The following is a 25,667-nucleotide window of genomic DNA, read 5'->3' on the forward strand; positions in this document are numbered from 1 at the left end:
CCCTTATTCCACAGCTTTGAAAAAGCGGTCGGGACGCCATGTCCAGAAATAGAACAGCGACTTGCCAGCGGATGAGAACATGATGCGATCGGCGCGGCCAATCAGGTCTTCGGCAGGCACAAAGCCAACGCCGCCAACCGCTTGGCCATAGCGGCTGTCTTGGGAATTGTCGCGGTTGTCGCCCATAAAGAAGTAATTGCCAGCAGGTACTGTGAACACGTCGGTATTATCGGCAAAGCCGTTGGTATCAATGTTCAGAACGTCATGAGTCCGGCCGCCCGGCAAAGTCTCGATCGAGCGGGATTTGGTGCAATCTGCCCCTATCCCAACAGCGCCGGCCGAGTTTTCGCAGCGCGGCAAATTGCCCATCGGGCCTTGGTGGTCATAAACTTCGGTGAACTGACCATCTGGCACCTGTGGCACCTCGGTCCCGTTCAGGATAATCTTGCCATCCCGCATCTGTACCGTATCACCCGGCAAACCGATCAGGCGTTTGATGAAATCCGAGCCGTTGACGGGGTGGTGAAACACCACAACATCGCCGCGCTCGGGTTCGGAAAACAGGATCCGGCCTGTGATCGGGCACATCGAGAACGGGCAGGAATGCTTGGAATAGCCATAAGCCATTTTATTGACGAAAAGAAAATCGCCAATCAGCAGCGTATCTTTCATCGAGCCAGACGGAATCCAGAACGGCTGAAAGAAAATCGTGCGGAAAATGCCTGCGATCAGCAACGCATAGACTATGGTTTTGATCGTCTCGACGATGCCGCCTTCAGAGTTTGCCTTGCTGGCCATGGGAAATTGCCTTTTGCTGCTTTGCGGCGGTTCATGCGCGTGGGGGCGCGGGGAGTCAAGCGGACAGTGCGGAATTGGGCGAAATCGGCCGTGCCTCAATCACGACAAAGGCCTGCGCCCAAGGGTGATCGTCGGTCAGGGTGACATGGACAACCGCCTCATGCCCTGCGGGCGTCATATCGGCGAGTCGCGCAGCTGCCCATCCGGTCAGTTGCATTTGCGGTTGGCCGCTGTGCAAGTTTGACACGGCCATATCTTTCCACGCGATGCCCATGCGCAAACCGGTACCCAACGCTTTTGAGCAGGCCTCTTTGGCAGCCCAACGCTTGGCGTAGGTAGCAGGGGCATGCGGGCGGCTATCGGCTTTGCGCTGTTCGCGCTCCGTGAAAACGCGGTTGCGAAACCGGTCGCCGAAACGGGCCAAGGTGGCCTCAATCCGTTCGATATTCGCCAAATCAGACCCGATGCCGAGGATCATGCTTTGGCAGTTGCGCGCGCGGCATCTATGCGGCGGCGCATTTCCTCGATTGCCGGGCCAAGGCCGCGAAACACCGCCTCGCCTATCAAGAAATGGCCGATGTTCAGCTCGGCCACCTCGGGGAAAACGGCGACATCTGAAGCGGTCTCAAAATCGAGGCCGTGGCCCATATGCACCTCTAGGCCGAGGGCATGTGCGCGAATGGCCCCAAGGCGCAAGGCTTCCAGCTCGGCACAGGCCGCACCGGTTTCGCCTCCGGCGATCAGGTCGCAATAACGGCCAGTGTGCAACTCGACCACGGCAGCGCCGATCTTGGCTGACGCCTCAATTTGCCCAGCCTCATGCCCGATGAACATTGACACACGACAGCCCGCATCGCGCAGGGGCGCGATAAAACCGGCAAGGCGGGTTGCATCGCCAGCCACGTCCAGCCCGCCCTCGGTCGTGCGTTCTTCGCGCTTTTCGGGCACAAGGCAAATGGCATGGGGTTTATGCCGCAAGGCAATGGCCTGCATTTCATCGGTCGCGGCGCATTCAAAATTCAGCGGCACAGAAATGCCCGCCATCAACGCCTCGATATCGGCATCGCGAATATGGCGACGGTCTTCGCGCAGATGGGCGGTGATGCCATCGGCACCTGCAGCCTCGGCCAGCAAGGCCGCGCGCAAAGGGTCGGGCAAGGCACCGCCACGCGCGTTGCGTACCGTCGCAACATGATCGATATTGATACCCAGCCGTAGCCGCGCCAAAGGTTTCATCATCCCGTCCTTCTATTTTGCACGCCAAGTCTAGCCTTTTGGCTGACCCGCATCCTCCTTGATGTGTGGCCCGCTCTCACGCTGGGCAATACGCTTCTCCAAGCGATCGCGCAGTTTTTTCTTGCGGCGGTGCTGATAGGCAAGAATTAACGGTAAGCTGACATAATAGCTTGCAATCCCGCCAATGAGCCCCAGCAGAACACCCCCCAAAAGATAGGGCAAATAGACCCGAAAGAAAAAGCGGTGCAGTCGGTCCCAATGCGCGGGCTCGCCTGAAAACAGCGACATGATGTTTTGCCAAAACTCGGCCCCCGCCTGCCCGAAATCAGAAAAGATTTCCAAAGGCGACATCACGCCGGGATGGCCAAGCATCCAATTCCCAAGCTCTACCCCAAAGGCCGCGATAAAGGGAAAGGTTATCGGGTTGCCAACAAAGGTTGCCATCAAGGATGCGAGGATATTGCCACGCATCACCCAAGCCAAGAACGCCGCCGCGCCGAAATGCAGCCCGAACAAGGGCGAGAATGAGATAAAAACGCCAGCAAAAATGCCGCGCGCAATGCGGTGCGGTGCATCGGGCAAGCGGCGCAAACGGTGTTTCATGTAATGCGCGGCGCGGGTCCAGCCTCCACGCGGCCACAACGCCTCGGCGACTGTCCGTCCCCATGACCGTTTGTTCCGCCGCTTAAATACCATACCCTGTGGTCTTCCTTGATTGCGCGATCAGGGCTTTCGCCGAGCGTCACGATAGCGGCTCACTTCGGCCACATCCGTCTCGGCCTCGAGTGCTGTCATGATCATATGCAGATGCTCGACGTCCCGCAAGTCAACGTCCATAAGCAAACGGTAAAAATCTGGTTTACGGTCAACGAATTGCAAGTCAGAGATATTGGCTTTTTGCTGGCCAATCAGGGTACAAATACGTCCCAAAACGCCCGCATCGTTGGAAATGGTCAGATCAAGGCTAACCGTGTTTACGGGCGCGTGACGCCCCGCCTGCCAGTTCAGATCCACCCAGCGTTCGGGCTGGTCCTCGACCTCCTCTAGCGCGGGGCAATCAATGGCGTGAACGACAACCCCTTGGCCGCGATAGGTGATGCCGACGATCCGTTCGCCCGGCACCGGCTGGCAGCACGCGGCACGTTTAAAGGTTTGATCCGAATTCAGACCGATCACGGGGCGTGTGGCATCAACCACCTCGCCCTTGGCCTGCGTCAGTTCGGGATACAGGGTTTCCAACACCCGCCGCGCAGTCAGTTCCGCCGAGCCAAGCCGCGCCAAAAGCTCGGTTTCGTCTTCCAGCGCCAACATGCGTGCGGCGGTGCGCAGGGCCTTGTCGGTGGCTTTGCGGCCAACATGATCAAAAGCGGCCCGCGCCAATTCGCGCCCGAGTTTGACAAACCGCCCACGGTCTTCTTCGCGCAGGCTGCGGCGGATGGCCGCTTTGGCGCGGCCCGTGGTGACGATTTCAATCCAGCTGGCCTGCGGGCGCTGGCCCTCGGCGGTGATAATTTCAACCGATTGGCCGTTTTTCAGACGCGTCCACAGCGGCACGCGGATGCCATCAACCTTGGCCGAAACGGTGGAATTGCCGATACGGGTGTGGATGGAATAAGCGTAATCCAGCGGTGTGGCCCCGCGCGGCAGCTGCACCACATCGCCTTTGGGCGTAAAGCAAAACACCTGATCGGTGTACATTTCCAGCTTAACATTTTCGAGAAAATCGTCGTGATCTTCCTCGTTCATGTTTTCGGTCAGCTTGGCCACCCATTTCACCGGATCAACGGCAAAGGGGTTATTGGCGCGGACCCCTTCGCGGTAGGACCAATGCGCCGCCACGCCTGCCTCGGCCACCTCGTGCATTTGACGGGTGCGGATTTGCACCTCCACCCGCTTGCCATCACGGCCCGAAACCGTGGTGTGAATAGAGCGGTAGCCGTTGTTTTTCGGCTGGCTGATATAATCTTTGAACCGGCCCGGCACAGCGCGCCAACGCTGATGGATCACACCCAAAACGCGGTAACAATCGGCCTCGCTTTGCGTGATGATGCGAAAGCCATAGATGTCAGACAGCCGCGAAAACGACAGGTCTTTTTCCTGCATTTTGCGCCAAACCGAATACGGTTTTTTCGCGCGGCCAAACACATCGGCGTCAATGTTGGCGCGGTCCAACTCGGTGCGGATATCGGCGGTGATTTTATACACCACATCGCCCGCTTCACGTTGCAGCGTGATGAAACGGCGGATGATCGAATTGCGCGCCTCGGGGTTGAGCACGCGAAATGACAGATCCTCTAGCTCTTCGCGCATCCATTGCATCCCCATACGGCCCGCAAGCGGCGCATAGATCTCCATGGTTTCGCGGGCTTTTTGGCCCTGTTTTTCTGGGCGCATCGATTTGATCGTGCGCATGTTGTGCAAACGGTCGGCCAGTTTGACCAAGATCACCCGCAAATCCTTGGACATCGCCATGAACAGCTTGCGAAAATTTTCGGCCTGCTTTGATTGTGTCGAAGAGAGCTGAAGATTGGTCAGCTTGGTCACGCCATCAACTAACTCGGCAACCTCTTCGCCAAATTGCGCGGCCACATCACTGTAGGTGGCTTTGGTATCCTCAATCGTGTCGTGCAACAGGGCGGTGATGATGGTGGCATCATCCAGCCGTTGCTCGGTCAAGATCGCTGCGACGGCAACAGGATGGGAAAAGTAAGGTTCGCCCGAGTGGCGCATCTGACCTTCGTGGACGCGCATGCCGTAAGCATATGCTTTGCGGATCAGGTCGGCGTTGGCGCGGGGGTTATAGTTGTGGACGAGGGCGACCAGGTCTTCGACGTCGATCATCCTCGCCACATCCTATTTCGGCGCTAGTCTTTGGGGCCAATTTGGCGCCAAATCAGTTGGCGCCTTGGGCTTCCATCAATGCGCGCAGCAGGCGCTCTTCTGACATGTCGTCGGTTGCGGGGCGGTCAACTTCGCCACCCATCAACAAAGACATTTTGTCTTCTTCCGGCTCATCAACCTCAATCTGGGTTTGATAGCTTTCGATCATCCGTTCGCGCAGGCTGTCAGCCAGCTGCGTTTCATCCGCAATTTCGCGCAGCGACACGACGGGGTTTTTATCGTTATCACGATCAACCGTCAGCGCCGAGCCAGCCTGGATTTCACGAGCGCGGTGCGCGGCAAGCATTACCAGCTCAAACCGGTTCGGAACTTTGTCTACGCAATCTTCAACCGTTACGCGGGCCATGGGAGACACCCTTTCAGATTTGAGTTTAGAAAGGGTCTGTTTAAGGCGTGGCCAATGCCTTGACAAGGACATTATACCCTACCCCTCGCCAAGAAACGCGACAATTCGCCGTGATTTGGCTTTGTTTGCCGCCTTCTTGCGATCCGGGCTCGCGGTTGGGGCTTCGAATCGGTTCTGTTATGCCAAGGGCTGCACCGCGTCTAAATCAGCTTGCGGCAGCGCATCCCGCAGTTCAACCACGGTTTTGCCAAGGATCGGGTGGCGCCAATCGGGGGCCACATCGGCCAAAGGCACCAAAACAAAAGCACGCTCGGATAGCCGTGGGTGCGGCAAAATGAGCTGGTCGGGTGTGCGGGTAAGCTGCTCTGACAGCGGCAAATCGCGCCAAAACTGATGCGTTTGCGCATCGGGGGCCACAATATCATCCACAGCCAAAAGATCGATATCGAGGGTACGGCTGGCCCAACGGCCCTGACGCGTGCGCCCGTGCTGCGCCTCAACGTGATGAAGCAGCGCCAATATATCCTCGGGGGATCGGCTTTGACCCATACCAAACACAGCGGCAGCGTTCACATAATCAGGCCCCGCCCCTTTGGGAAAGCATGGCGTGCGATAGAATCGGCTTTCAGCAACCAAAGAAAGCCCCTGACCGACCAAGTCGTCTAAAGCCGCGCGCAGAGTTTCGGCACTGGACCGCCTATCTGACGTAACGTCACTAGGCAAGTTTGCACCCAAAGCAACGAGTATTAGCATTTTATTAAGAATTTCCCCTAGGTTATACGCTATAGTTAGCCTTGCACTTTTGCATCAAACACCGATATTGGCGACATTCGCAAACAGCTTTTTTCGATGCAAATTATTTTCAAGAAAAACGTGTGCGATTTTTTTTGAGGGGACACTAAATGTTTTACAAGGACGAACGGCTTGCTCTGTTTATCGACGGATCAAACCTTTACACGGCGGCAAAGTCGCTTGGGTTTGATATCGATTACAAGCTTTTACGCCATGAATTCATGCGCCGCGGCAAGATGCTGCGCGCATTTTACTATACCGCCCTGCTGGAGAATGACGACTATTCGCCCATTCGGCCGCTGGTCGATTGGCTGCACTACAACGGCTATTCAATGGTAACCAAAACCGCCAAAGAATACACCGACAGCCAGGGCCGCCGCAAAGTCAAAGGCAATATGGATATCGAACTGGCCGTTGACGCAATGGAACTTGCGCCGCGCATCGACCATGCCGTGATCTTTTCCGGTGACGGCGATTTCCGCCCGCTTGTCGAAAGCTTGCAACGTCAGGGCGTACGGGTTTCGGTTGTGTCAACGGTGCGCAGCCAGCCGCCAATGATCGCCGATGAATTGCGCCGCCAAGCCGATAACTTTATCGAATTGGACGATCTGCGTGACGTGATCGGCCGCCCACCGCGTGAACCACGGTTCGAAGACGGCGACGACGCTGTAAGAGCGCCCGAAACCGTTAAGTGATCTTATTTGCGGCAGCCTAGTGGGGACCGGGCTGCCGCAAACCCCGACCAAAAAAATACCGCGCCATTTAAAGGCGCAAACCGGCAGAGTTTTGACTTTGCATCCTGTGTGATTTTGCGGCATGGGCATGAAATGGTGATTTTATCTTCATTGCTGGGTTTGTTTTTTGCGGCCTTTGTCGCAGCAACACTCGTTCCCTTTCAATCCGAGGTCATTTTTGTCGCCCTGCAAGTCGCGGGGCGTGTTCCCGTGCTTTGGTTGATTGTCGTGGCCAGCATTGGCAACACATTGGGCGCGTTGGTGAATTACTACATCGGCTATGGCATCACCCGGTTTGAGGGTAAAAGCTGGTTTCCGGCCACGCCCGAACAAATGGCCCGCATGGAGCGTTGGTTTGAACGGTGGGGCGTGTGGGTCTTGCTGGTCAGCTGGTTGCCTGCTGGCGATGTGATGACAGTGATGGCGGGGGTTATGCGCACGCGGCTTTGGCTGTTTGTGCTGTTGGTCGGCATTGCGAAAACCACGCGCTATGTTGGCTTGGCGCTGATCACGGCGGGGCTGATCGGGTAGCGGGGGCGCTGCCCCCCTGCGCCTGACGGCGCATTCACCCCGGGATATTTTTGCCGAAAAGAAAACGCTTGGGCTGGACCTGCAGTAACGCGGGATTTACCTATAGACAAAACGGATTTGGAGACATGCCATGACACGCCAGCCTTTGACTCTTTATCTAGCCGCCCCGCGCGGATTTTGCGCAGGCGTAGACCGTGCAATCAAGATTGTAGAGCTGGCTTTGCAAAAATGGGGCGCACCGGTCTATGTGCGCCACGAGATTGTACATAACAAGTTTGTCGTCGATGATCTGCGCGCCAAAGGGGCCGTGTTTGTTGAGGAATTGGAGGATTGCCCCGATGATCGTCCGGTAATCTTCTCGGCGCATGGCGTGCCAAAGTCGGTGCCTGCGGCGGCGCAGGCGCGGGCGATGATTGCGGTTGATGCCACCTGCCCTTTGGTGACCAAAGTGCATAATGAGGCAGCGCGCCATTCGGCTGACGGGTTGCAGATGGTAATGATCGGCCACGAGGGCCACCCAGAAACCGTGGGCACCATGGGCCAACTGCCCGAGGGTGAGGTTTTGCTCGTCGAAACCGAGGCGGATGTTGCCGGCTTGCAGGTGCGTGACGCGGACAAGCTGGCGTTTATCACGCAGACCACATTGTCTGTGGATGATACCGCGGACATCGTCGCCGCGTTGCAGGCGCGGTTTCCGGCAATTGTCGGCCCGCATAAGGAAGATATTTGTTACGCCACCACCAACCGGCAGGCGGCGGTCAAGGCGATTGCGCCCAAGATTGATGCGCTTTTGGTCATTGGCGCGCCCAATTCCAGCAACTCTAAACGTTTGGTTGAGGTGGGTCGCGCCGCCGGCTGTGCCTATGCGCAACTGGTACAGCGCGCCACTGATATTGATTGGCGGGCGCTAGAGGGTATTCGCGCGGTAGGTATTACCGCTGGGGCCTCGGCACCTGAGGTGCTGGTGAATGAGGTGATCGACGCCTTTGCCGCGCGGTATGACACGGTGGTGGAACTGGTGGAAACTGCGCAGGAAAATGTGGAATTCAAGGTGCCGAGGGTGTTGCGTGAGGTTTAGGGCGGATGCCTGCGGCGCAGGTATTTTGGCCAAGATGAAGTTGGCGGGCGCTCTGGACCTTTGACGCGTGGCTGCTTAGACCGTGCCGCAAAGAGGAGATGCAGATGCCCGAGCTTTACGCCTATACTGATGGAGCCTGTTCGGGCAATCCTGGCCCCGGCGGTTGGGGCGTGTTGATGCTGGCGCGTGACGGCGATGCCGTAGTCAAAGAGCGCACGTTGAACGGCGGTGAGGCTGACACCACCAACAACCGGATGGAGCTTATGGCGGCTATTTCGGCGCTAGAGGCGCTGGCGCGGCCCTCGACCATTATTGTGGTGACAGATAGCGCCTATGTGAAAAACGGCATAACCGAGTGGTTGGCAGGTTGGAAGCGCAAGAACTGGCGCACGGCGGCGGGGTCTGCGGTGAAAAATGTAGATTTGTGGCAACGGCTGGATGAGGCCAGGCTGCGGCATTCGGTTGAGTGGCGCTGGATCAAGGGCCATGCGGGCCATGCCGAGAATGAGCGCGCGGATGAGTTGGCACGTGCGGGCATGGCCCCGTTTAAGCCCGCGAAGTCTGAGGCTGCAAAGTGACGGCGCTGGTCGCGCTCGATTTTGCATCGGTTGCGGTGTTCGCGCTGACCGGTGCATTGGTCGCGTCGCGCAGTCAGTTGGACCTTGTGGGGTTTATTTTCATTGCTTGTTTGACGGCAGTGGGCGGCGGCACGATCCGCGACGTGTTGCTGAACCGTGAAGTGGTGTTTTGGGTTGCCGACCCGACGATCTTGTTAGCGGCTGTCGCGGCGGCGATTGTAGTGTTTTTCGGCGCGCATTTGCTGGAAAGCCGATATCGCGCGATTGTGTGGCTGGATGCCTTTGCCTTGGCAATTGCTGTGCCTGCGGGTGTTGGCGTGGCGATGGGCCTCGGGCAGCATTGGGCGATTGTCATGGTGATGGGCGTGGCGACGGGCTGTTTTGGCGGTTTGATGCGCGATGTCGTGTGCAATGAGGTGCCTTTGGTGCTGAAACAAGGCGAGATTTACGCCACCGCCGCCTTTGCCGGTGCGGGTGCTGCGGTACTGGCGGTGATGATTGGGCAGCCGACAGGCTATGCGCTGCTGGCATGTGCCGTGGTTACCTTTGTATTGCGCGCGGGCAGCATTGCGTTTGGCTGGGGTCTGCCGGTGTACCGCGCCAAGCCGCCCCGCCCTGAAAGCCCTAAACAAAACTAGAAATATCGCGGCACGTGTGCCGCTTGGCCCAACCTTGAGGCGATGTGGCCGCAAGGCCACATCAACGAATGGCGGGAGTGGCCCCTTTAATCGTTACGCTGAAAGGTCAGGTAATGCTGCGGGCGGCCTTCGCGGATGGCTTTTTGCTCATAGCGCGTGGAAATCCAATCGTCCCAAGGGGTTGCGGATTGGTTTATCAGGGTAAAGCCTGCAACCGGCACTTCCTCTAGCGTTTGGCGCACGTAGTCGTCGATATCGGTTGCCACGCGCAGTTCGGCCCCGGGGATCATCACCCGCGCCAAGGGCTGCAAGTGGTCTTGGGTCACAAAGCGCCTGCGGTGGTGGCGGGCCTTTGGCCAAGGGTCGGGATAATTCAGAAAGGTTTTGGCGATGCAGGCATCGGGCAAAATATCAAACAAAACGCGCACATCCTCGGGGTGGACACGCAGGTTTGTCACCTCGGCGGCGCGGATTTTACCCAGCAGCATGGCGACGCCGTTCACAAATGGCTCGCACCCGACAATCCCGACATCGGGGTAGCGCGCGGCCATATGGACCAAATGCTCGCCCCCGCCAAAGCCGATTTCCAGCCAGAGCGCCCGTTCGTCGCCGAAAAAGCTGTTGGGGTCCACGACCGTGCGATCGGGGTTGTCTTCGTGGCTGGTGCCAACGGGGCGCAACGGCTCTAGGTCTTCGGCCAGATAGGCCTTTTGGCTGGGCCGCAGGGTTTTACCATGATGGCGACCGTAAAAATTACGGCGCTCGGGTGTGGCTTTGGTCTCATTATCCGGCATGGTGGCCCCTTTGGCTGACGCGGGGTGGGGGGTAGCCTGTGGCTGGCGGCACGTCAAGCAGTTGGATATTGCGCGATTGTAGCTGCGCGGCGTTGCAATTTGCCCTAGGCAAAGCGAAGCTGAGCCAAATGCGACACCGGAGCACGCCCCTGATGAAAACGATCTATCTGTTGAACGGCCCGAACCTGAACCTGTTAGGCAAACGCCAGCCCGAGATTTACGGGCATGAGACGCTTGCCGATGTTGAACAGGGCTGCACCGCTTTGGCGAAAGATTTGGGGCTAGGGCTGGTGGCGTTTCAGTCGAACCATGAAGGCGCGATCATCGACAAGATCCATGAGGCGCGCGACAAAGCTGCAGCAATTGTGATCAACCCTGGCGCGTTCACCCATACCTCCATCGCGATTTTGGATGCGCTGAACGCGTTTGACGGCGTGGTGATTGAGGTTCACATCTCAAACGTTCACAAGCGTGAGGCGTTTCGCCATCATTCCTATGTCTCCTTGCGGGCCGAAGGTGTGATCGCGGGTTTGGGCACCGAAGGGTATAAGGCTGCAGTGCGGCGCATCGCACAGTTAGTCGCTTAGGCTGGCTGTCGCCTCGGCGTATTCCACCAGTGCGGCCACGCCTTTGGGCGTTAGCGCGTAAATCCCGCGCTCGACCCTCTCAAACCAGCCGTAGTGATCGTCACGCATCAAGGGGGCTGCGCGTTTCACGCCCGTTGCCCCCGCCACAATCGCGGCTTTGCACGGCCCCGCCTGCAAATGCAGCGCACAGCGCAGGGCGTCTTGGCGGTACACGGTCATCTTTTTCACGCCGGTGATGCCGCCCAAATTCGGGTCGCCAACGCGGCGGTCAAATTCACGCAGCAGCCGCGCGGCGGGTTTGGTTTTCAGCTTGGGCGCATAGGGCGCAGGGTCTAGATGCGCCTCAACCCCATTCGGGCCAACGGCCAGCAGGCCAAGTGACAGGCGGCGGCACAGCGCAATAATATCACGGTAGCGCAGTTTCCAGCCTTTGTTCAGCGGCACAGCCAGATAGACCTGCGGAAACATACCTTGCCGTTCAACGCCTTGCATCACCAGTTGCAGCGAAAACGTCAGCTTCATTTCCACAACGACAGGCGGCTCATCGCCACGCCGCGCCATGATATCGCAATCGCCAATTTCGGCTTTCACCTCATAGCCTTGCGCCTGCAAATAGGTTTTCAGAGGGGCGTAGAGATCGGCCTCACGCATCGCGTGCCTAGACACGGCGCAGACGGATCACAACATCAACCTTTGAAATCTCTGTCCCTGCGGGCAGGTCGGGCAAGCGCGTGATTTCCAGCTGGTCAGCGCGGGCATCGGTCAGCTCGGCCGTGTCTTCCCAGTAAAAATGCGGATGGTCATCCATGCGCGTGTCAAAATAGCTTTTTGACCCGTCGACCACGACCTCTTGCATCAACCCCGCCTCACAAAAGGCGCGCAGGGTGTTATAAACGGTGGCAAGGCTAACGCCCTCGCCCGTGTCATTCGACGCGGCAAACAGGCTTTCGGCGGTGACATGGCGGTCAATGCCATCACCGACCAGTAGCCCTGCCAAAACCACGCGTTGCCGCGTTGGCCGCAGCCCGCCTTTGGCAAGCCAATCGGTTCCACGTTGCAAAGCCTGATCCAGCATTCGTTATCCGCCTTTTATACCTTACCCCTATATAGGGCCGAATATGTTGGTTTTTCAACCCGAATGCGCAGTGCAAATGCCACCGCACTTGCCAGTGTATAAAGCGGGGTGTTAATGGAGAAGAAAGAGCAGCGAAAGAAGGGGCTTTGCCGTATGTCACAGTATCCAACCAGTTTTGACAAAGAGGGTTTGTTGAAATGCGCACGCGGCGAGCTGTTTGGCCCCGGCAACGCGCAACTGCCTGCCCCGCCAATGCTGATGATGGATCGCATCACCGAGGTCTCATCCGATGGCGGCTTGCATGGCAAAGGCCATATCAAAGCCGAGTTTGATATCACCCCCGACCTGTGGTTTTTCGATTGCCACTTTCCGGGCAACCCGATCATGCCAGGCTGTCTTGGCCTTGACGGCTTGTGGCAGTTGACCGGATTTAACCTTGGCTGGCGTGGCTGGCTGGGGCGCGGTTATGCGCTGGGTGTGGGTGAGGTTAAACTGACCGGCATGGTGCGGCCCGACCGTAAGATGCTGACCTATAAGGTTGATTTCACCAAGGCTATCCAAACGCGCCGCCTGACCATGGGTGTTGCCGATGGGATTGTCGAGGCTGACGGCGAAGTGATCTATATCGTTAAAGATATGAAGGTCGCACTGTCCGAAAGCTGACCTGTTACGTTTAAGACTCAAAGATCTGTCTACGAAAGGAATGCGCCCATGCGTCGCGTCGTTATCACCGGTATCGGTATTGTCTCATCCATCGGCAACACTGCCGCCGAAGTAGAGGCCAGCCTGCGCGCAGGCAAATCGGGCATTGTCGCCGCCCCGCAATACGTTGAACACGGCTTTCGCAGCCAGATCCACGGCATGCCGCAGATCACGCTAGAGGACCATATCGACAAGCGCGACCTGCGGTTTATGGGCCCCGGTGCGGCCTATAACTTTATCGCGATGGAACAGGCGATTGCCGATGCGGGGCTAGACCCTTCGGATGTGTCGAATGAGCGGTCTGGCCTGATTATGGGCTCTGGCGGGCCGTCGACGTCAAATTTCTTTGCAGCGCATAAAACTGTCATCGAAAAAGGCGCGCCCAAACGCATGGGTCCGTTCATGGTAACCCGCTGCATGTCGTCCACCAACTCGGCCTGCCTTGCCACACCGTTTAAAATCAAAGGCGTGAATTATTCGATCACCTCGGCCTGTTCCACCTCGGCACATTGCATCGGCAACGGCACAGAATTGATCCAGATGGGCAAGCAAGACATTGTTTTTGCTGGCGGTGGTGAGGAACTCGATTGGACATTGTCGTGCCTGTTTGATGCGATGGGTGCGATGTCCAGCAAATACAATGACACCCCCGAACTGGCTGCACGCGCCTTTGATGCCACCCGTGACGGGTTCGTCATCGCAGGCGGCGGCGGTGTTGTCGTGCTTGAGGAATTGAACCACGCCCTTGCGCGCGGCGCCAAAATTTACGGCGAAGTGACCGGCTATGGCGCTACATCTGACGGTGCCGATATGGTTGCCCCATCGGGTGAAGGCGGTGAGCGGTCGATGAAACTGGCGATGTCCACCCTGCCCGAAGGGCGCAAAGTGACCTATATCAACGCGCATGGCACCTCTACCCCTGCGGGCGATGTGACCGAGGTAAAGGCCATTCGGCGCGTCTTTGGCGAAAACTCCGTACCGCCGATTTCGTCAACCAAGTCGCTGACGGGCCACAGCTTGGGGGCCACCGGCGTGCATGAGGCGATTTACAGCCTGTTGATGATGCAGAGCGGTTTCATCACGGCTTCTGCCAACATCACGCAACTTGACCCTGAAATTAAGCCCGAAGAAATCGCGACCGAATTCCGCGAGATCGAGCATGACAGCATTCTGTCCAACTCTTTCGGCTTTGGCGGCACGAATGCCACGCTGCTGATGTCGAAATACAAAGGATAACCCATGGCCGATCTGATGAAGGGCAAGCGGGGCCTTGTGATGGGCGTCGCGAATGAGCGGTCTATCGCATGGGGCTGTGCACGCGCCCTGGCGGCCGAAGGGGCCGAGCTTGCCTTTACCTATCAAGGTGAGGCGTTCGGCAAACGGCTGGCACCTCTGGCTGCGACCGTTGGCTCCGACCTGATGGTCGATGTCGATGTGACCGATGATGCGTCGCTGGATGCCGCCTTTGCGCGGATTAAGGACGAATGGGGCAGCATCGACTTTCTTGTCCATGCAATCGCGTTTTCCGATAAGAATGAACTGACTGGCCGGATCAGCAATACCAGTCGTTCTAATTTTAAAAACACCATGGATATTAGCTGCTTCAGCTTTATCGACGTAGCGCGCCGTGCCGCTGACTTGATGCCAGATGGCGGCAGTTTGATGACGATGACCTATGGCGGGTCAAACCGCGTGACGCCGAATTACAATGTGATGGGCGTGGCAAAGGCGGCGCTGGAATCGGCTGTCCGCTATTTAGCGGATGATCTGGGCAACCAAAAAATCCGCGTCAACGCCATTTCGCCCGGCCCGATGAAAACACTGGCCGGTGCAGCAATTGGCGGCGCGCGCGTAACCTATCGCCACACCGAACAAAACGCCCCGCTGCGCACCAACGCCAGCCTCGAATCGGTCGGCGGCACGGCCGTCTACCTTGCGTCAGACTACGGGATGCATACCACAGGCGAAATTATTCGCGTCGACGGTGGCTACCATGTGATGGGCATGCCACGGGCCGAACAGATCGGTTGATCAAAATACTATTCGGCGCAGTCTTTGACAAAAAGACTGCGCCGAATAACCCAAAAGGGCATAGGCACGAAAAGCGACACGGTCAAATTGTGCCTCTCTCAGCACTCACTTGTTATAGTGGCCATTTTCGTGCCAGCGCCATGCATCCGAAATCATTTGCTGCATGGAAGACCGTGACGGCGCCCAGCCAAGTTCTTTGACCGCGCGGGCCGAGCCCGAGACCAAGCTCACCGCATCGCCCGGGCGGCGTGGCCCGATGTTCATCGGCACATCTTGGTTTGTAACAGCGCGGGCCTCACTTACCACTTCACGCACCGAAAAACCGGCCCCCGTGCCAAGGCAGAACACGCGACTGCCCTTGCCATCCTCAAGCCAGCGCAGGCCAAGCACATGCGCATCAACCAAATCGGAAACATGGACATAGTCGCGAACGCATGTGCCATCGGGCGTCGGGTAATCCGTACCAAATAGGGTAAGCGCCGGGCGCTTGCCGCTGACCACATCCAGCATCAGCGGGATAAGATGCGTCTCAGGCTGGTGGAATTCGCCCACCTCACCCGCAGGGTCGGCGCCGGCCACGTTAAAATAGCGGTAAATCACATGGCGCAGCCCATGGGCCACACCAAAATCGCGCAGCATTTCTTCAATCGCGCGCTTGGATGACCCATAGGGATTGCTCGGGGTTTGCTGGGTGTTCTCATCCAGAACCACGCCGTCTTGGTCACCATAGGTGGCGCAAGTCGAGGAAAACACGAAATCCAAACAGCCCGCAGCGATAGCCGCCTCAATCAGGTTCAGCGAGCCGCCGACATTCACCCGCCAATAGCGCCCGGGTTCGGCCACGGCCTCGCCCACTTGGCTTAGAGCTGCGAAATGCATCACGGCGATGGGGTTCCACTTGGCAAACACCTCATCCAGACGTGCGCGGTCCAGCAGGTCGCCCCGCTCAAAGGGACCAAATTTGACAGCCTCTTCCCAACCTGTTTCCAAGTTATCAAAGGTAACAGGCACATAGCCCGCAGCCTTTAACGCTTTACACGCATGCGAGCCAATATAGCCCGCCCCGCCAGTCACCAAAACATACTTTTGCATTCGTACCGCCGCAATCCAATTTTCGAGGTGCGTCATACACCTAAAGGGTAAAAAGGCCAAAATCGACCAATAACGCTTATAAAGTCAAGGCAGCTTGTTCGCGCGATTTGGCCGATGCCGTGGTTGCACCTTTCACGGCAAACTGTTTCGCGGTAAGAGCATGATGAGCAATATCACTTGCGCGAACGACCGACCGAGGACCCAATGACCGAAACCCCGAATGCATCGCTTACCGCAGCCGCCCGCGTTTTGAAGATTGAGGGTGAGGCGCTGTTGGCTTTGGCCGAGACGCTGCCTGCCGATTTTTCTGCTGCGGTTGAGCAATTGATGGCCTGCCAAGGCCGGGTCATCCTGTCGGGCATCGGCAAATCCGGCCATATCGCCCGCAAGATTGCCGCAACATTTTCATCGACCGGCACACCCGCCTATTTCGTCCACGCGGCCGAGGCCTCGCATGGCGATTTGGGTACGATTACACCCGCCGATGTTGTCATCGCCCTGTCCAATTCGGGCGAGACGACCGAGCTGGGCGACCTGATCGCCCACACCCGCCGCTTTACCATTCCGCTGATAGCGATTTCGTCACGCGCGGGCAGCACGCTGGCACTGGCGGCTGACCTTAACCTGACATTGCCCCTCGCCCCCGAGGCTTGCCCCCTCGGCCTAGCCCCGACGACATCGACGACGATGGCGCTGGCCTTGGGCGATGCGCTGGCCGTGGCCCTGATGGAACGACGCGGGTTTGAGCCCGAGCATTTCCGCACATTCCACCCCGGTGGCCGCCTTGGCGCACGTTTGGCACGCGTTGGCCAATTGATGCGCGGGTCGAAAGATTTGCCTTTGGTCCCAACCGATTTTCCAATGGCAGATACGCTGCTGGTGATGACGCAAAAAGGATTTGGCACCGCAGGTGTCGTTGAAAACGGCTGCCTTGTTGGCGTGATTACCGATGGCGATTTGCGGCGCAACATGGGCGGGTTGATGGAAAAAACCGCCATCGATGTTGCCACCCGTACGCCCCTGACGGCCCCGCCCGAAATGATGGCGGTAGAGGCGGTTGCACTGATGAACCAAAACAAAATCACCATGCTGTTTGTCACCGATGCCGATGCGCAACCGCTTGGCATTTTGCACATCCACGATTGCCTGCGCGCAGGCGTTCAATAAAGGCCCCCCATGAAAACCGTCATTATCATCCCCGCCCGCTATGCCTCGACCCGCTATCCGGGCAAACCTTTGGTCGGCCTGCGCGGCCCTGACGGCATCACAAAACCCCTGATTCAGCGCAGCTGGGAGGCGGCTATGGCAGCCCGTGGCATTGCCGAGGTTTACGTCGCCACTGATGATAACCGCATCGCCGATGCCGCGCGCGATTTCGGGGCAAAAGTGATTATGACGTCATCCGAGGCCGAAAACGGCACCATGCGCTGCGCCGAGGCTGTGGCCAACGCAGGGATTACCGCCGATCTGGTGATCAACCTGCAAGGCGATGCGCCCCTGACGCCGCCGTGGTTTGTCGAGGCTTTGGCCGAGGCGATGAAGACAAGCCCCGCGCAATGCGCCACGCCCGTGATCCGCTGTGACGCCGAAACCGTCAGCCATTTCCGCGAAGACCGCCGCCATGGCCGCGTTGGCGGCACGACGGCGGTGTTTGATGTGAACATGCGCGCGCTGTATTTTTCCAAAGAGGTAATCCCTTACACGCCCGAGGGTGAGCACAGCCCAATTCCAGTGTTCCACCACGTCGGCATCTACGCCTACCGACCTGCCGCGCTTGCTGCCTATCAAGGCTGGAAAATGGGCACTTTGGAACGGATGGAAGGGTTAGAGCAGCTGCGTTTTCTTGAAAACGGCATGGAAATGGCTTGTGTCGAGGTCGATGGCAAAGGCCGCGTGTTTTGGGAGTTAAACAACCCCGTCGATGTAGAACGCATCGAAAGCGTGCTGGCCAAGGGATAACAGGGGCTAAAGGGCAGGCCCTTACAGCTTGCCCGCGCCCACACCCGGCGTCACCGCGCGGCGCTTTAGCTGCGCCTCGCGCCATGTGATATAGCTGACCGCGCCAATAATCACGCCGCCGCCCAGCAACACAAACGGATCGACCCGCTCGCCAAAGGCGAAATAGCCCAGCATACTAGCCCAGACCAGTTGCAAAAACGTCACCGGCTGCGTCACCGAAATAGGCGCCACGGCAAAGGCCCGCGTCATGCAATAATGCCCCGAGGTCGCGGCCAGTGCCACCACGGCCAGCCACGCCAGCTGCACCATACTTACCGGCACCCAAACCCAAATCGCAAAGGGCAGCAGCCCCAGCGTTACCGTCACCGACATAATCCCCACGACAGCGCCGGCAGACATCTTGCCGCTCAAACTCTTGGCAAAGAGATACGACCCTGCAAAACACACGGCCGCGCCAAGCTGCGCCCAATGCCCCGGTTCAACCACCCGCACGCCCGGGCGCAGCACGATCAGCGCACCCAATAATGCCACGCCAATCGCAACCAAGCGCCGCACGGCCAGCTTTTCGCCAAACAACAGCGCCGCCCCCAGCGTCACGCAGACCGGATTCAAGTAACCAATGGCCGTAACCTCGGCCATCGTGATCCGCGCCATTGCGAAAAACCACAGCGTCACCGCAACGGTATGCACTGCCCCGCGCAGCACAATCACCCGCGCCAAACCCGCCGGAATTCCTGTGCGCGCCAGCGTTACCAACGCGGGCAACAAAAACACCACACCCCAGCCAAAGCGTAAAAATGCCGATTGCACCGCAGGCAGGTCCGTTCCCAAATAGCGCACAACGCCCGTCACTACGACGAATGACAGCCCCGAGGCCAGCATCCACGCAATTCCGATCACAGGTTTAGAAGATTCGCTCATTCCCCCACAAAGCCGCAACCACAAGCCAAGCGCAAGACCCGTTCAACCAAAGGCCAGCGCCGCTGCAATCACCCACATCGTCAGCCCCACAAACACCTCAAGGATCACCCAAGACCGGGGCCGCGCCATCACCGGTGCCAGCAACCGTGCGCCATAGCCCAACGCCGTGAAAAAGCTGGCAGAAGCTGCCGAAGCGCCAATGCCAAAGGCCAAACCATGCGGCGCATATTGTGCCGAAATCGCGCCTATCAGCACCACTGTATCCAAATAAACATGCGGGTTCGCCCATGTCAGCAGCAGCACGGTCATAATAACCCGCTGCAATGCAACGGGGCTTGCCGATGCCGCCACCAACGCCTCGCCCCCCAGCCACGCCGCACGAAACCGCAGCGCGCCATAGACCAGCAGAAACGCAACCCCAACCCACAGCATCGCATCGCCCAGCCACGGAACAGTTTGCGACACCGCCCCAAAGCCTGCAACACCCGCCGCAATCAGCAGCGCATCCGAAGCCGCACACACCAAAACAACCCAGCCAACATGCTCGCGCCGAATACCTTGGCGCAAGACAAAAGCATTTTGTGCCCCAATCGCCGCAATCAAACTGATCGCCACAAAATAGCCAGCTACAGCCGCCTCAAACATCGGCCAAGCCTGCAAAAACCTGCATCGCGTCAAACCGCCGTGCCCATTGCACAAAGAAATGGTCGTGGTGATAGCCCGCAATCACATTGGCGCTAATCCCTTGCGCGGTCAGTGCTGTTGAAATGGCTGCCGTCAAGCCCACGGCCTGCAAATCCGAATGCACCTTAAGGCTAATCCGCGCCCAGCCCGCCTGATGATCTATCCCCTGCGCCAGCAAGACGGCTTCGGTGGCCACAACGGTCACACCTTCGGCCTCAATCATCATCGCAAAGGCGTGGGGTACCCAAACATTCGGGGCGCCGCCATCGCTGCGCATCAACCCGAAACCATAGGGCGCATCATGCAACTCTGGCACCATCCCGCGCAACAAGTCGTTCAAATCCGTAAGCCCTGCCATTTCCGCCCCCATTGCTTTGGCCTTGACATAAAGCGACCACACCGCTCCAATCAAATTAATCTTTATTAGTTAAAGTAAGTATTGCTAATGCTGGACTACAATCAACTTGCAGCACTTACCGCCATCCACCGCCGTGGTTCGTTCGATCTGGCCGCAGCATCGCTATCGGTTACCCCTTCGGCCATTTCTCAACGCCTTAAGGCGCTAGAGGAACACATGGGCACGCTCCTCATCTGCCGCGGCCAACCCTGTACCGCCACCCCGCCGGGCCTGCGTCTTATCCGGCACTTTGAAGAGGTGATGTTGCTAGAAGCCACCCTCGCCAGTGATCTGCCGCAAGGGCCAGCGCCGATGACCATCCGCATCGCGGTGAACGCCGACAGCCTTGCCACTTGGGTCTTGCCCGCTTTGGCAGCCACGCATAACATGCTGTTTGATCTGGTGATTGATGACCAAGACCACAGCCAGGACTGGCTGCGCCGGGGCGAGGTTTCCGCCGCAATCACCAGCCACCCCGGCCCGCTGCAAGGCTGCGATACGCTGCCCTTGGGCGCGTTACGCTATCGCGCCACAGCCTCGCCCGATTTCATGGTGCGCTGGATGCCAGAGGGCATTTCCCGCAGCAGCCTTGCGCGCGCCCCCGCGCTGACGTTTTCCGACAAAGACCGCCTGCAACGCGATTGGATCGCGGCACAGATCGGCCCCGGGCTTGTTTTTCCCACCCACCGCATCGCGTCGTCGCAAGGTTTTGTCGATGCCGCCCTGCTTGGCCTCGGCTGGGGCATGAACCCAGACCCTTTGATTACTCACCACCTAACCGCTGGCCGGTTGGTTGAAATCGCGCCCGATACCCCGCTGGATGTACCGCTGTACTGGCAATTCGCCCGCCTTACCGCTGCGGCCATAGCCCCCCTCACCCACGCCATCCGTCAGTCTAGCGAAAAATTCCTTTTGTAACCCCCTTTGGGTTACAAAGCGTCACAAACTGTTACTGTACGCGGCCCCCAGACTTGGGCACTCCCCTCCAAGCAAAACACAAAGGACCAAGATGCAGCTTCGCACCCCAAGACTTGCCGTCATCGCCATGTTCGTCCTGAATGGCGCACTCTTGGGCTTTTGGGCCTCTCGCATCCCAGCCATCGCAGCCAGCCACAGCCTGACGCCAAACCTCTTGGGCCTTTTGCTGTTATGCCTCGCCGCAGGCGCGATTGTCTCGTTTCCTTTGGCGGGCAGCATGGCCGATAATTACGGCGCAGCCCCCGTTACACGCGCGATAGCGGTGGCCTATTGTGCGGCCTTGATCGCTCTCGCGCTCGCGCCCTCGCTGCTATTACTTGCCTTCGCCCTATTCCTGTTCGGCATGGCCCATGGCGCGATGGATGTCACGATGAACACATGGGCCGCCGAAGTCGAACGCGCCGCAGGCAAGCCCATGATGGCCTCGTTCCACGCCATGTTCAGCCTTGGCGCGGGTGCGGCCGCCGCTTTGGGCTACCTCGCCATCAAAACCGGCACCAGCGTGCCGCTGCACTTCACAGCCGCAAGCCTGACCTTTGGCACCATTACCCTCGCCTTTGCCGCGACCCCGTGGCAATCCCCGCGCAGTACTGCACAAAAAACCAGCCTCTTTGCCTTCCCCAAAGGTGCCTTGGCGCTTGTCGGCCTCATCGCATTTGCATCCGCAATGGGCGAAGGCGCCGTCGCCGATTGGGGCGCGGTTTTCCTACACAGCACCGTCGGCACGACCGAGGCCCAAGCCACATTGGGCTACTCTGCCTTTTCCATCGCCATCTTTGCCATGCGCCTCGCCGCAGACCACCTGATCCGCAAAGTCGGCCCCATCCGCACGGCCCGCACATCGGGTGCTCTCGCCTGTATCGGAGTACTGACGGTCGCAAGTGCCCAAGGCCTGCCCCAAGCCCTGCTCGGCTTCGGCCTCATGGGGCTTGGCTATGCGGTCCTCTTCCCGCTCGCGTTTTCCCGCGCTGCCGCCGACACAAACACCACCCCCGGCCGCGCCATCGCCTCGGTGGCGACTTTGGGCTATGGCGGGCTGCTGCTCGGCCCGCCCGTGATCGGCTTTATCGCGCAATATACATCGCTCCGCCTTGCGCTGCTTATCCTCGCAGCACTTGCCCTGCTGGTCATCGCCTTTGCACAACACCTGCAAAAGCCCCAAGCCTGACCCCCGCATTCTTTCCGGTCCAAATATCCAAATCCCGCCCCCAAACAAAAAGACCCCCGGCTTGAAAACCGGGGGCCTGATTTTTCGTAGAAAAATCGTGGTGCGAAACGCGGATTACGCGTCCAGCTGCGCCGCAACATCCTCGGGGATGTCAAAGTTATGCGTCACATCCTGCACGTCATCATCTTCTTCCAACAGGTCGATCAGCTTCATCAACTTCTGTGCGGTTTCCAGATCAACTTCGGTCAAAACCTGCGGTTTCCAGATTAGCTTGGATTCGCTCGACTCGCCCAATGACTTTTCCAAAGCATCCGACACATCGTTCAACTGCTCCATCGCGCAGTAAATCCAGTGGCCATCTTCAGTGGACTCAACATCATCCGCGCCAGCATCCAAGGCCGCCATCATCACCGTATCGGCATCACCTGCCTCAACCGGATAAGATATTTCCCCCACACGATCAAACCCGTGGCTAACCGAGCCGCTTTGCCCCAAGTTGCCACCGCTTTTGGTGAAATAGCTGCGCACGTTGCTGGCGGTACGGTTCAGGTTATCGGTCATCGCCTCAACGATAATCGCAATCCCGTTCGCGCCATAACCTTCGTACCGGATTTCGGTATAATCCGCCGCATCGCCCGTTTGCGATTTCTTGATCGCACGATCAATTACGTCTTTGGGCATCGACAGCGACTTCGCCGCCTTTACCGCAAGCCGCAAACGCGGGTTTTTATCCGGGTCCGGCTCACCCATCTTGGCTGCCACGGTAATTTCCTTGGACAGTTTGGAAAACATCTTCGAGCGCAATTTGTCCTGCTTACCCTTACGGTGCTGGATATTCGCCCATTTTGAATGGCCTGCCATTAGCCCGATCTCCGCTTTGTAAAATAAATCGCTGTTACCGCCCTATACACAAACGCAAGGCCAATCCGCAACCCCGCCCTATATCAGAACGGAAAGAACCACGGGATCATCGCGCTCATCACTACCATCATCAGCAGGTTCAACGGCACACCGATGCGCAAAAAGTCGGTGAACTTGTACCCCCCCGGCCCGTAAACCAGCGTGTTGGTCTGATACCCAATCGGCGTGGAAAAGCTGGCCGAGGCCCCGAACATCACCGCCACCACCAAAGGCCGCGGGTCCACACCCAAAGACGATGCCAGCCCAATCGCAATCGGCGTCAAAATCACGGCCACAGCGTTGTTAGAAACCATCTCGGTCAGCACGGACGCCAAACCATACACCGCAAACACCAGAATATAAGGCGGCAAGTCCAGCATAAACGGTGAAATCGCATCGACAATCAGCTTAACCGCGCCCGAATGATCCAGCCCCAAACCGACGGCCAACATTGCAAAAACCAGCGCCAACAACCGCCCCTCGATAAAGCCGAACGCTTCATCCGCATCAATGCAGCGTGTCACCAGAACAATCGCCACACCAATCAGTGATAAAATCACAATCGGCGCCATGTTAAAGGCCGAAAGCCCGACCACTGCCACCAAAACGGCCAATACAATCGGAGCATGTTTGCGGCGAAACGCGCGCTCCGATGGATGGGCGATATCGACAAGGTCCATATCCAACGCAAGCCGCTGAATGTCGGCGGCGGCCCCTTCTAGTAGCAACGTATCGCCCACCTGCACAATCAAGTCGTCCAACTGGCGCCCGATGTTCTGGTTTCTGCGATGTGCTGCCAATGTATAGACGCCATAGCGCCGCCGTAGCCGCAATGATCCCAAAGACCGCCCGACCATCAAGCAACCCGGCGTAATCAACACCTCGACCGTTTCAGTCTGAACCGAAGACAGCTTGTCGACCTGCCGCAAATCCTTGCTGCTTTGCAGGGCAAGTACCTCTGACATTGGTGTGCGCAACACCACACGGTCGCCAGCCTCCAACTCTACGCCCGCAAGGGCCCGGCGCAAACTGGCATCGCCGCGCAGCACATCCACAACCCGCATAGAATCGCGTTTAAACAGATCGACATCCATAACTTTTTGGCCGATCAGGCCGGAATCCTCGGGCAGTGCCACCTCGGTAAAAAACTTCATTTTGGACCTGTCACCCAGCAACATCCCAAGACTGTCACGGTTGGGCAGCAGTTTGCGGGCGAACAAAAACAGGTACAAAACGCCTACGGTCGCCATCACAATCCCCAAAGGCGCGATGTCAAAAATGCCAAACGGGGCCATGCCCATTTGCCGTGCAACACCGTCAACCAACAGGTTGGTCGATGTACCGATCAACGTGATCGTACCACCAAAAATCGCCAGAAAAGACAGCGGTATCATGACTTTGGATGGTGAAAGCTTCATTTTCTTGGCCAGTTGCATAAAGACCGGAATCATCACAACCACAATCGGCGTATTGTTCAAAAACGCCGACATCGCCACAATTGCCAAGGTCAGCGCGGCCAAAGTCGCGGCGGGGCGCGCCTCGACATTGCGCACCGCCAACCGCGTCACCCAATCCAAGCCGCCCGTGCGCACCAACGCCCCCACCAGCACAAACATCGCGGCAATCGTCCAAGGTGCGTGGTTCGACAATACCGCCAACGCATCATCCTGCGGCAAGATCCCCAGCACCAGCATCACAGCCGCTCCGGCCAGCGCCGTCACCTCAACCGGAAAGGTTTCGCGGATAAACAGCACCAACATGCCCAGCAGAATGGCAATCGCCACCCAAGCTTGCATCGTTTCAGAAAGGTCCAAGCCAAACATACGCGCGTTTTCGCCTCTTAAAAGTTCATGCCCCGTCTAGAGCAGTCTAGCGCAGGCGCGGGCAGCAAAAACAGCCCCTATTAGGGCCAAACGATTAAGGCCGCGCCTCTTGCAGACGACCGCCGTTACGGATCATCGCCACGCGCGTCGCTTTGCCTGTTTTATCGTCGGTTTCCACATAGACGCCCGACAAAGTGGCATCGCCATTCGCAGGCTCAAACCGTGCCTTGGGCATGCCAGTGATAAACCGCCGCATCGGTTCCAGCTTTTCCATACCAATGACCGAATCGTAATCGCCACACATGCCAGCATCGGTCAAATACGCACAGCCTTGCTGCAAAATCTGCGCATCAGCGGTTGGAATATGGGTATGAGTGCCCACGCACAGGCTGGCGCGGCCATCACACCAATGGCCCATCGCCATTTTTTCAGACGTGGCCTCGCAATGCATATCGACAATAGACGCGCTGACCATACCGCCCAGCGGGTGCGCCTTTAACACCGCCTCAACTGCGGAAAACGGGTCGTCAAACGGGCGTTTCATAAAGACCTGACCCAAGGCTTGCGCAACCAAAACCTTGCGCCCGCCCCGCGCCTCAAACACCCGCGCGCCTTTACCCGGCGCACCTTTGGCATAGTTCAAAGGCCGGATAATCCGCGGCTCGGTTTCAATGAATTGCAGCATGTCTTTTTGGTCAAAAGCATGGTCGCCCAGCGTCACACAATCGGCGCCGGCATCCAAAATGCCCTTGGCATGTGCGCCCGTCAGGCCCATGCCGCCACTGGCATTCTCGCCGTTCACCACGACAAAATCGAGTTTCCATTCGTCGCGCAGCTTCGGCAACCGCTCGGTAATCGCGGCCCGGCCTGAACGCCCCATAACATCGCCAAGAAAGAGTATTTTCATAAATCTGGCATAGGCGG

30 protein-coding genes are annotated in these 25,667 nt (G+C 58.1%); 13 read left to right on the top strand and 17 right to left on the bottom strand.

From position 1 onward, the window contains the following. Positions 1-3: 3 nt before the first annotated feature. The 7 genes from lepB to folK all read right to left on the bottom strand — a co-directional run bounded on the left by lepB (position 4) and on the right by folK (position 6,034). Positions 4-798: a signal peptidase I gene (gene lepB / locus ACEN2J_RS12870; RefSeq protein WP_442106389.1), complete on the bottom strand. Its 795-nt coding sequence runs from the start codon at positions 796-798 to the stop codon at positions 4-6. 55 nt (positions 799-853) lie between these two features. After that, a complete protein-coding gene (gene acpS, locus ACEN2J_RS12875; RefSeq protein ID WP_442106391.1) occupies positions 854-1,276 on the bottom strand; it encodes a holo-ACP synthase in 423 nt (140 codons plus the stop codon). After that, positions 1,273-2,034, bottom strand: a complete 762-nt coding sequence (locus ACEN2J_RS12880) for a pyridoxine 5'-phosphate synthase (protein WP_442106496.1) — start codon at positions 2,032-2,034, stop codon at positions 1,273-1,275. Before ACEN2J_RS12880 ends, acpS begins: the two co-directional genes overlap by 4 nt. Before the next feature lie 30 nt (positions 2,035-2,064). Next, positions 2,065-2,730 carry a DUF2062 domain-containing protein gene (locus ACEN2J_RS12885; protein ID WP_442106393.1) on the bottom strand — a complete coding sequence of 222 codons (666 nt, stop codon included), beginning with the start codon at positions 2,728-2,730 and terminating at the stop codon, positions 2,065-2,067. Between the two features lie 27 nt (positions 2,731-2,757). After that, the gene (locus ACEN2J_RS12890) at positions 2,758-4,875 is read right to left on the bottom strand and encodes a RelA/SpoT family protein (protein ID WP_442106395.1); all 2,118 of its coding nucleotides are present in this window, start codon (positions 4,873-4,875) and stop codon (positions 2,758-2,760) included. Positions 4,876-4,927: 52 nt separating this feature from the next. After that, on the bottom strand, positions 4,928-5,281 hold the full coding sequence (gene rpoZ / locus ACEN2J_RS12895; RefSeq protein ID WP_442106397.1) for a DNA-directed RNA polymerase subunit omega: 354 nt from the start codon (positions 5,279-5,281) through the stop codon (positions 4,928-4,930). A gap of 177 nt (positions 5,282-5,458) precedes the next feature. Then, positions 5,459-6,034 carry a 2-amino-4-hydroxy-6-hydroxymethyldihydropteridine diphosphokinase gene (gene folK, locus ACEN2J_RS12900; protein ID WP_442106399.1) on the bottom strand — a complete coding sequence of 192 codons (576 nt, stop codon included), beginning with the start codon at positions 6,032-6,034 and terminating at the stop codon, positions 5,459-5,461. Positions 6,035-6,183: 149 nt separating this feature from the next. Between folK and ACEN2J_RS12905 the strand changes: the two genes are divergently transcribed. The 5 genes from ACEN2J_RS12905 (at position 6,184) to ACEN2J_RS12925 (ending at position 9,632) form a co-directional block, all read left to right on the top strand. Next, entirely contained in the window at positions 6,184-6,768 is a 585-nt protein-coding gene (locus ACEN2J_RS12905; protein ID WP_442106401.1) for a LabA-like NYN domain-containing protein, read from the top strand. A 132-nt stretch (positions 6,769-6,900) separates the two neighbouring features. Continuing rightward, entirely contained in the window at positions 6,901-7,338 is a 438-nt protein-coding gene (locus ACEN2J_RS12910; RefSeq protein WP_442106403.1) for a YqaA family protein, read from the top strand. 130 nt (positions 7,339-7,468) lie between these two features. Next, on the top strand, positions 7,469-8,416 hold the full coding sequence (gene ispH, locus ACEN2J_RS12915) for a 4-hydroxy-3-methylbut-2-enyl diphosphate reductase (protein WP_442106405.1): 948 nt from the start codon (positions 7,469-7,471) through the stop codon (positions 8,414-8,416). 104 nt (positions 8,417-8,520) lie between these two features. After that, positions 8,521-8,994, top strand: a complete 474-nt coding sequence (gene rnhA / locus ACEN2J_RS12920; RefSeq protein ID WP_442106407.1) for a ribonuclease HI — start codon at positions 8,521-8,523, stop codon at positions 8,992-8,994. Further along, on the top strand, positions 8,991-9,632 hold the full coding sequence (locus ACEN2J_RS12925) for a trimeric intracellular cation channel family protein (protein WP_442106409.1): 642 nt from the start codon (positions 8,991-8,993) through the stop codon (positions 9,630-9,632). The genes rnhA and ACEN2J_RS12925 overlap by 4 nt, the downstream gene beginning before the upstream one ends. Positions 9,633-9,718: 86 nt before the next feature. Here the strand turns inward: ACEN2J_RS12925 and trmB are convergent, their stop codons facing one another. Next, positions 9,719-10,426, bottom strand: coding sequence for a tRNA (guanine(46)-N(7))-methyltransferase TrmB (gene trmB / locus ACEN2J_RS12930; RefSeq protein WP_442106411.1), 708 nt, complete (start codon positions 10,424-10,426; stop codon positions 9,719-9,721). Between the two features lie 149 nt (positions 10,427-10,575). Here trmB and aroQ point away from each other — a divergent pair, with 149 nt between their 5' ends. Then, on the top strand, positions 10,576-11,013 hold the full coding sequence (gene aroQ, locus ACEN2J_RS12935; RefSeq protein ID WP_442106498.1) for a type II 3-dehydroquinate dehydratase: 438 nt from the start codon (positions 10,576-10,578) through the stop codon (positions 11,011-11,013). Here the strand turns inward: aroQ and ACEN2J_RS12940 are convergent. Together ACEN2J_RS12940 and irr are read right to left on the bottom strand one after the other, a co-directional pair. Beyond that, complete coding sequence (locus tag ACEN2J_RS12940; protein WP_442106413.1) at positions 11,002-11,664, bottom strand: DUF2161 domain-containing phosphodiesterase; 663 nt, start codon at positions 11,662-11,664, stop codon at positions 11,002-11,004. The genes aroQ and ACEN2J_RS12940 overlap by 12 nt on opposite strands. 7 nt (positions 11,665-11,671) lie before the next feature. Further along, positions 11,672-12,088, bottom strand: a complete 417-nt coding sequence (irr, locus tag ACEN2J_RS12945; protein ID WP_442106415.1) for a Fur family transcriptional regulator Irr — start codon at positions 12,086-12,088, stop codon at positions 11,672-11,674. Positions 12,089-12,241: 153 nt separating this feature from the next. Here irr and fabA point away from each other — a divergent pair, with 153 nt between their 5' ends. The 3 genes from fabA to ACEN2J_RS12960 are packed head-to-tail and all read left to right on the top strand — an operon-like array spanning position 12,242 to position 14,821. Next, positions 12,242-12,751 (top strand): bifunctional 3-hydroxydecanoyl-ACP dehydratase/trans-2-decenoyl-ACP isomerase, encoded by a 510-nt coding sequence (gene fabA / locus ACEN2J_RS12950; RefSeq protein WP_442106417.1) that lies wholly within the window; start codon positions 12,242-12,244, stop codon positions 12,749-12,751. Positions 12,752-12,799: 48 nt separating this feature from the next. Next, a complete protein-coding gene (gene fabB, locus ACEN2J_RS12955; protein WP_442106419.1) occupies positions 12,800-14,026 on the top strand; it encodes a beta-ketoacyl-ACP synthase I in 1,227 nt (408 codons plus the stop codon). 3 nt (positions 14,027-14,029) lie between these two features. Further along, the gene (locus ACEN2J_RS12960) at positions 14,030-14,821 is read left to right on the top strand and encodes an enoyl-ACP reductase FabI (RefSeq protein WP_442106421.1); all 792 of its coding nucleotides are present in this window, start codon (positions 14,030-14,032) and stop codon (positions 14,819-14,821) included. 105 nt (positions 14,822-14,926) lie between these two features. On the opposite strand, the gene galE is transcribed toward ACEN2J_RS12960, so the two are convergent. Beyond that, positions 14,927-15,913, bottom strand: coding sequence for a UDP-glucose 4-epimerase GalE (galE, locus tag ACEN2J_RS12965; RefSeq protein ID WP_442106423.1), 987 nt, complete (start codon positions 15,911-15,913; stop codon positions 14,927-14,929). A 204-nt stretch (positions 15,914-16,117) separates the two neighbouring features. On the opposite strand from galE, the gene ACEN2J_RS12970 reads away from it, so the two are divergent. Further along, positions 16,118-17,080, top strand: coding sequence for a KpsF/GutQ family sugar-phosphate isomerase (locus tag ACEN2J_RS12970; protein WP_442106425.1), 963 nt, complete (start codon positions 16,118-16,120; stop codon positions 17,078-17,080). A 9-nt stretch (positions 17,081-17,089) separates the two neighbouring features. Continuing rightward, positions 17,090-17,872 (top strand): 3-deoxy-manno-octulosonate cytidylyltransferase, encoded by a 783-nt coding sequence (locus ACEN2J_RS12975; RefSeq protein ID WP_442106427.1) that lies wholly within the window; start codon positions 17,090-17,092, stop codon positions 17,870-17,872. Positions 17,873-17,893: 21 nt separating this feature from the next. On the opposite strand, the gene ACEN2J_RS12980 is transcribed toward ACEN2J_RS12975, so the two are convergent. From ACEN2J_RS12980 to ACEN2J_RS12990, 3 genes are read right to left on the bottom strand one after another with little or no spacing between them, the layout of a single operon-like run. Next, positions 17,894-18,793, bottom strand: coding sequence for a DMT family transporter (locus tag ACEN2J_RS12980; RefSeq protein ID WP_442106429.1), 900 nt, complete (start codon positions 18,791-18,793; stop codon positions 17,894-17,896). A 42-nt stretch (positions 18,794-18,835) separates the two neighbouring features. Beyond that, positions 18,836-19,438 (bottom strand): LysE/ArgO family amino acid transporter, encoded by a 603-nt coding sequence (locus ACEN2J_RS12985; protein WP_442106431.1) that lies wholly within the window; start codon positions 19,436-19,438, stop codon positions 18,836-18,838. Then, positions 19,431-19,835, bottom strand: a complete 405-nt coding sequence (locus ACEN2J_RS12990) for an ACT domain-containing protein (protein WP_442106433.1) — start codon at positions 19,833-19,835, stop codon at positions 19,431-19,433. The genes ACEN2J_RS12985 and ACEN2J_RS12990 overlap by 8 nt, the downstream gene beginning before the upstream one ends. Positions 19,836-19,922: 87 nt before the next feature. On the opposite strand from ACEN2J_RS12990, the gene ACEN2J_RS12995 reads away from it, so the two are divergent. Then, the gene (locus ACEN2J_RS12995; protein ID WP_442106435.1) at positions 19,923-20,792 is read left to right on the top strand and encodes a LysR family transcriptional regulator ArgP; all 870 of its coding nucleotides are present in this window, start codon (positions 19,923-19,925) and stop codon (positions 20,790-20,792) included. Between the two features lie 91 nt (positions 20,793-20,883). Beyond that, entirely contained in the window at positions 20,884-22,020 is a 1,137-nt protein-coding gene (locus ACEN2J_RS13000) for an MFS transporter (RefSeq protein ID WP_442106437.1), read from the top strand. A gap of 114 nt (positions 22,021-22,134) precedes the next feature. Here the strand turns inward: ACEN2J_RS13000 and ACEN2J_RS13005 are convergent, their stop codons facing one another. The 3 genes from ACEN2J_RS13005 to ACEN2J_RS13015 form a co-directional block, all read right to left on the bottom strand. Beyond that, the gene (locus ACEN2J_RS13005; protein WP_442106439.1) at positions 22,135-22,881 is read right to left on the bottom strand and encodes a YebC/PmpR family DNA-binding transcriptional regulator; all 747 of its coding nucleotides are present in this window, start codon (positions 22,879-22,881) and stop codon (positions 22,135-22,137) included. Positions 22,882-22,964: 83 nt separating this feature from the next. Further along, positions 22,965-24,743: an SLC13 family permease gene (locus tag ACEN2J_RS13010; protein WP_442106441.1), complete on the bottom strand. Its 1,779-nt coding sequence runs from the start codon at positions 24,741-24,743 to the stop codon at positions 22,965-22,967. 94 nt (positions 24,744-24,837) lie between these two features. Further along, entirely contained in the window at positions 24,838-25,650 is an 813-nt protein-coding gene (locus ACEN2J_RS13015) for a TIGR00282 family metallophosphoesterase (RefSeq protein WP_442106443.1), read from the bottom strand. Between the last annotated feature and the right edge of the window lie 17 nt (positions 25,651-25,667).

Origin of the sequence: Pseudorhodobacter sp. W20_MBD10_FR17, assembly GCF_052119765.1 — a bacterium.
Lineage (GTDB): Bacteria > Pseudomonadota > Alphaproteobacteria > Rhodobacterales > Rhodobacteraceae > Pseudorhodobacter.

Bases quoted from the DNA above. Each gene is read 5' to 3' on its own strand.
- ACEN2J_RS12985 (WP_442106431.1), bottom strand. From the start codon at position 19,438: ATGTTTGAGGCGGCTGTAGCTGGCTATTTTGTGGCGATCAGTTTGATT.
- trmB (WP_442106411.1), bottom strand. From the start codon at position 10,426: ATGCCGGATAATGAGACCAAAGCCACACCCGAGCGCCGTAATTTTTAC.
- rnhA (WP_442106407.1), top strand. From the start codon at position 8,521: ATGCCCGAGCTTTACGCCTATACTGATGGAGCCTGTTCGGGCAATCCT.
- ACEN2J_RS12890 (WP_442106395.1), bottom strand. From the start codon at position 4,875: ATGATCGACGTCGAAGACCTGGTCGCCCTCGTCCACAACTATAACCCC.
- ACEN2J_RS12940 (WP_442106413.1), bottom strand. From the start codon at position 11,664: ATGCGTGAGGCCGATCTCTACGCCCCTCTGAAAACCTATTTGCAGGCG.
- ACEN2J_RS12910 (WP_442106403.1), top strand. From the start codon at position 6,901: ATGGTGATTTTATCTTCATTGCTGGGTTTGTTTTTTGCGGCCTTTGTC.
- acpS (WP_442106391.1), bottom strand. From the start codon at position 1,276: ATGATCCTCGGCATCGGGTCTGATTTGGCGAATATCGAACGGATTGAG.
- ispH (WP_442106405.1), top strand. From the start codon at position 7,469: ATGACACGCCAGCCTTTGACTCTTTATCTAGCCGCCCCGCGCGGATTT.
- ACEN2J_RS13015 (WP_442106443.1), bottom strand. From the start codon at position 25,650: ATGAAAATACTCTTTCTTGGCGATGTTATGGGGCGTTCAGGCCGGGCC.
- ACEN2J_RS12885 (WP_442106393.1), bottom strand. From the start codon at position 2,730: ATGGTATTTAAGCGGCGGAACAAACGGTCATGGGGACGGACAGTCGCC.
- fabA (WP_442106417.1), top strand. From the start codon at position 12,242: ATGTCACAGTATCCAACCAGTTTTGACAAAGAGGGTTTGTTGAAATGC.
- ACEN2J_RS12995 (WP_442106435.1), top strand. From the start codon at position 19,923: ATGCTGGACTACAATCAACTTGCAGCACTTACCGCCATCCACCGCCGT.
- fabB (WP_442106419.1), top strand. From the start codon at position 12,800: ATGCGTCGCGTCGTTATCACCGGTATCGGTATTGTCTCATCCATCGGC.
- irr (WP_442106415.1), bottom strand. From the start codon at position 12,088: ATGCTGGATCAGGCTTTGCAACGTGGAACCGATTGGCTTGCCAAAGGC.
- ACEN2J_RS12905 (WP_442106401.1), top strand. From the start codon at position 6,184: ATGTTTTACAAGGACGAACGGCTTGCTCTGTTTATCGACGGATCAAAC.
- ACEN2J_RS12975 (WP_442106427.1), top strand. From the start codon at position 17,090: ATGAAAACCGTCATTATCATCCCCGCCCGCTATGCCTCGACCCGCTAT.
- ACEN2J_RS12990 (WP_442106433.1), bottom strand. From the start codon at position 19,835: ATGGCAGGGCTTACGGATTTGAACGACTTGTTGCGCGGGATGGTGCCA.
- folK (WP_442106399.1), bottom strand. From the start codon at position 6,034: ATGCTAATACTCGTTGCTTTGGGTGCAAACTTGCCTAGTGACGTTACG.
- ACEN2J_RS12980 (WP_442106429.1), bottom strand. From the start codon at position 18,793: ATGAGCGAATCTTCTAAACCTGTGATCGGAATTGCGTGGATGCTGGCC.
- lepB (WP_442106389.1), bottom strand. From the start codon at position 798: ATGGCCAGCAAGGCAAACTCTGAAGGCGGCATCGTCGAGACGATCAAA.
- ACEN2J_RS13010 (WP_442106441.1), bottom strand. From the start codon at position 24,743: ATGTTTGGCTTGGACCTTTCTGAAACGATGCAAGCTTGGGTGGCGATT.
- galE (WP_442106423.1), bottom strand. From the start codon at position 15,913: ATGCAAAAGTATGTTTTGGTGACTGGCGGGGCGGGCTATATTGGCTCG.
- ACEN2J_RS13000 (WP_442106437.1), top strand. From the start codon at position 20,884: ATGCAGCTTCGCACCCCAAGACTTGCCGTCATCGCCATGTTCGTCCTG.
- rpoZ (WP_442106397.1), bottom strand. From the start codon at position 5,281: ATGGCCCGCGTAACGGTTGAAGATTGCGTAGACAAAGTTCCGAACCGG.
- ACEN2J_RS13005 (WP_442106439.1), bottom strand. From the start codon at position 22,881: ATGGCAGGCCATTCAAAATGGGCGAATATCCAGCACCGTAAGGGTAAG.
- ACEN2J_RS12970 (WP_442106425.1), top strand. From the start codon at position 16,118: ATGACCGAAACCCCGAATGCATCGCTTACCGCAGCCGCCCGCGTTTTG.
- ACEN2J_RS12960 (WP_442106421.1), top strand. From the start codon at position 14,030: ATGGCCGATCTGATGAAGGGCAAGCGGGGCCTTGTGATGGGCGTCGCG.
- ACEN2J_RS12880 (WP_442106496.1), bottom strand. From the start codon at position 2,034: ATGAAACCTTTGGCGCGGCTACGGCTGGGTATCAATATCGATCATGTT.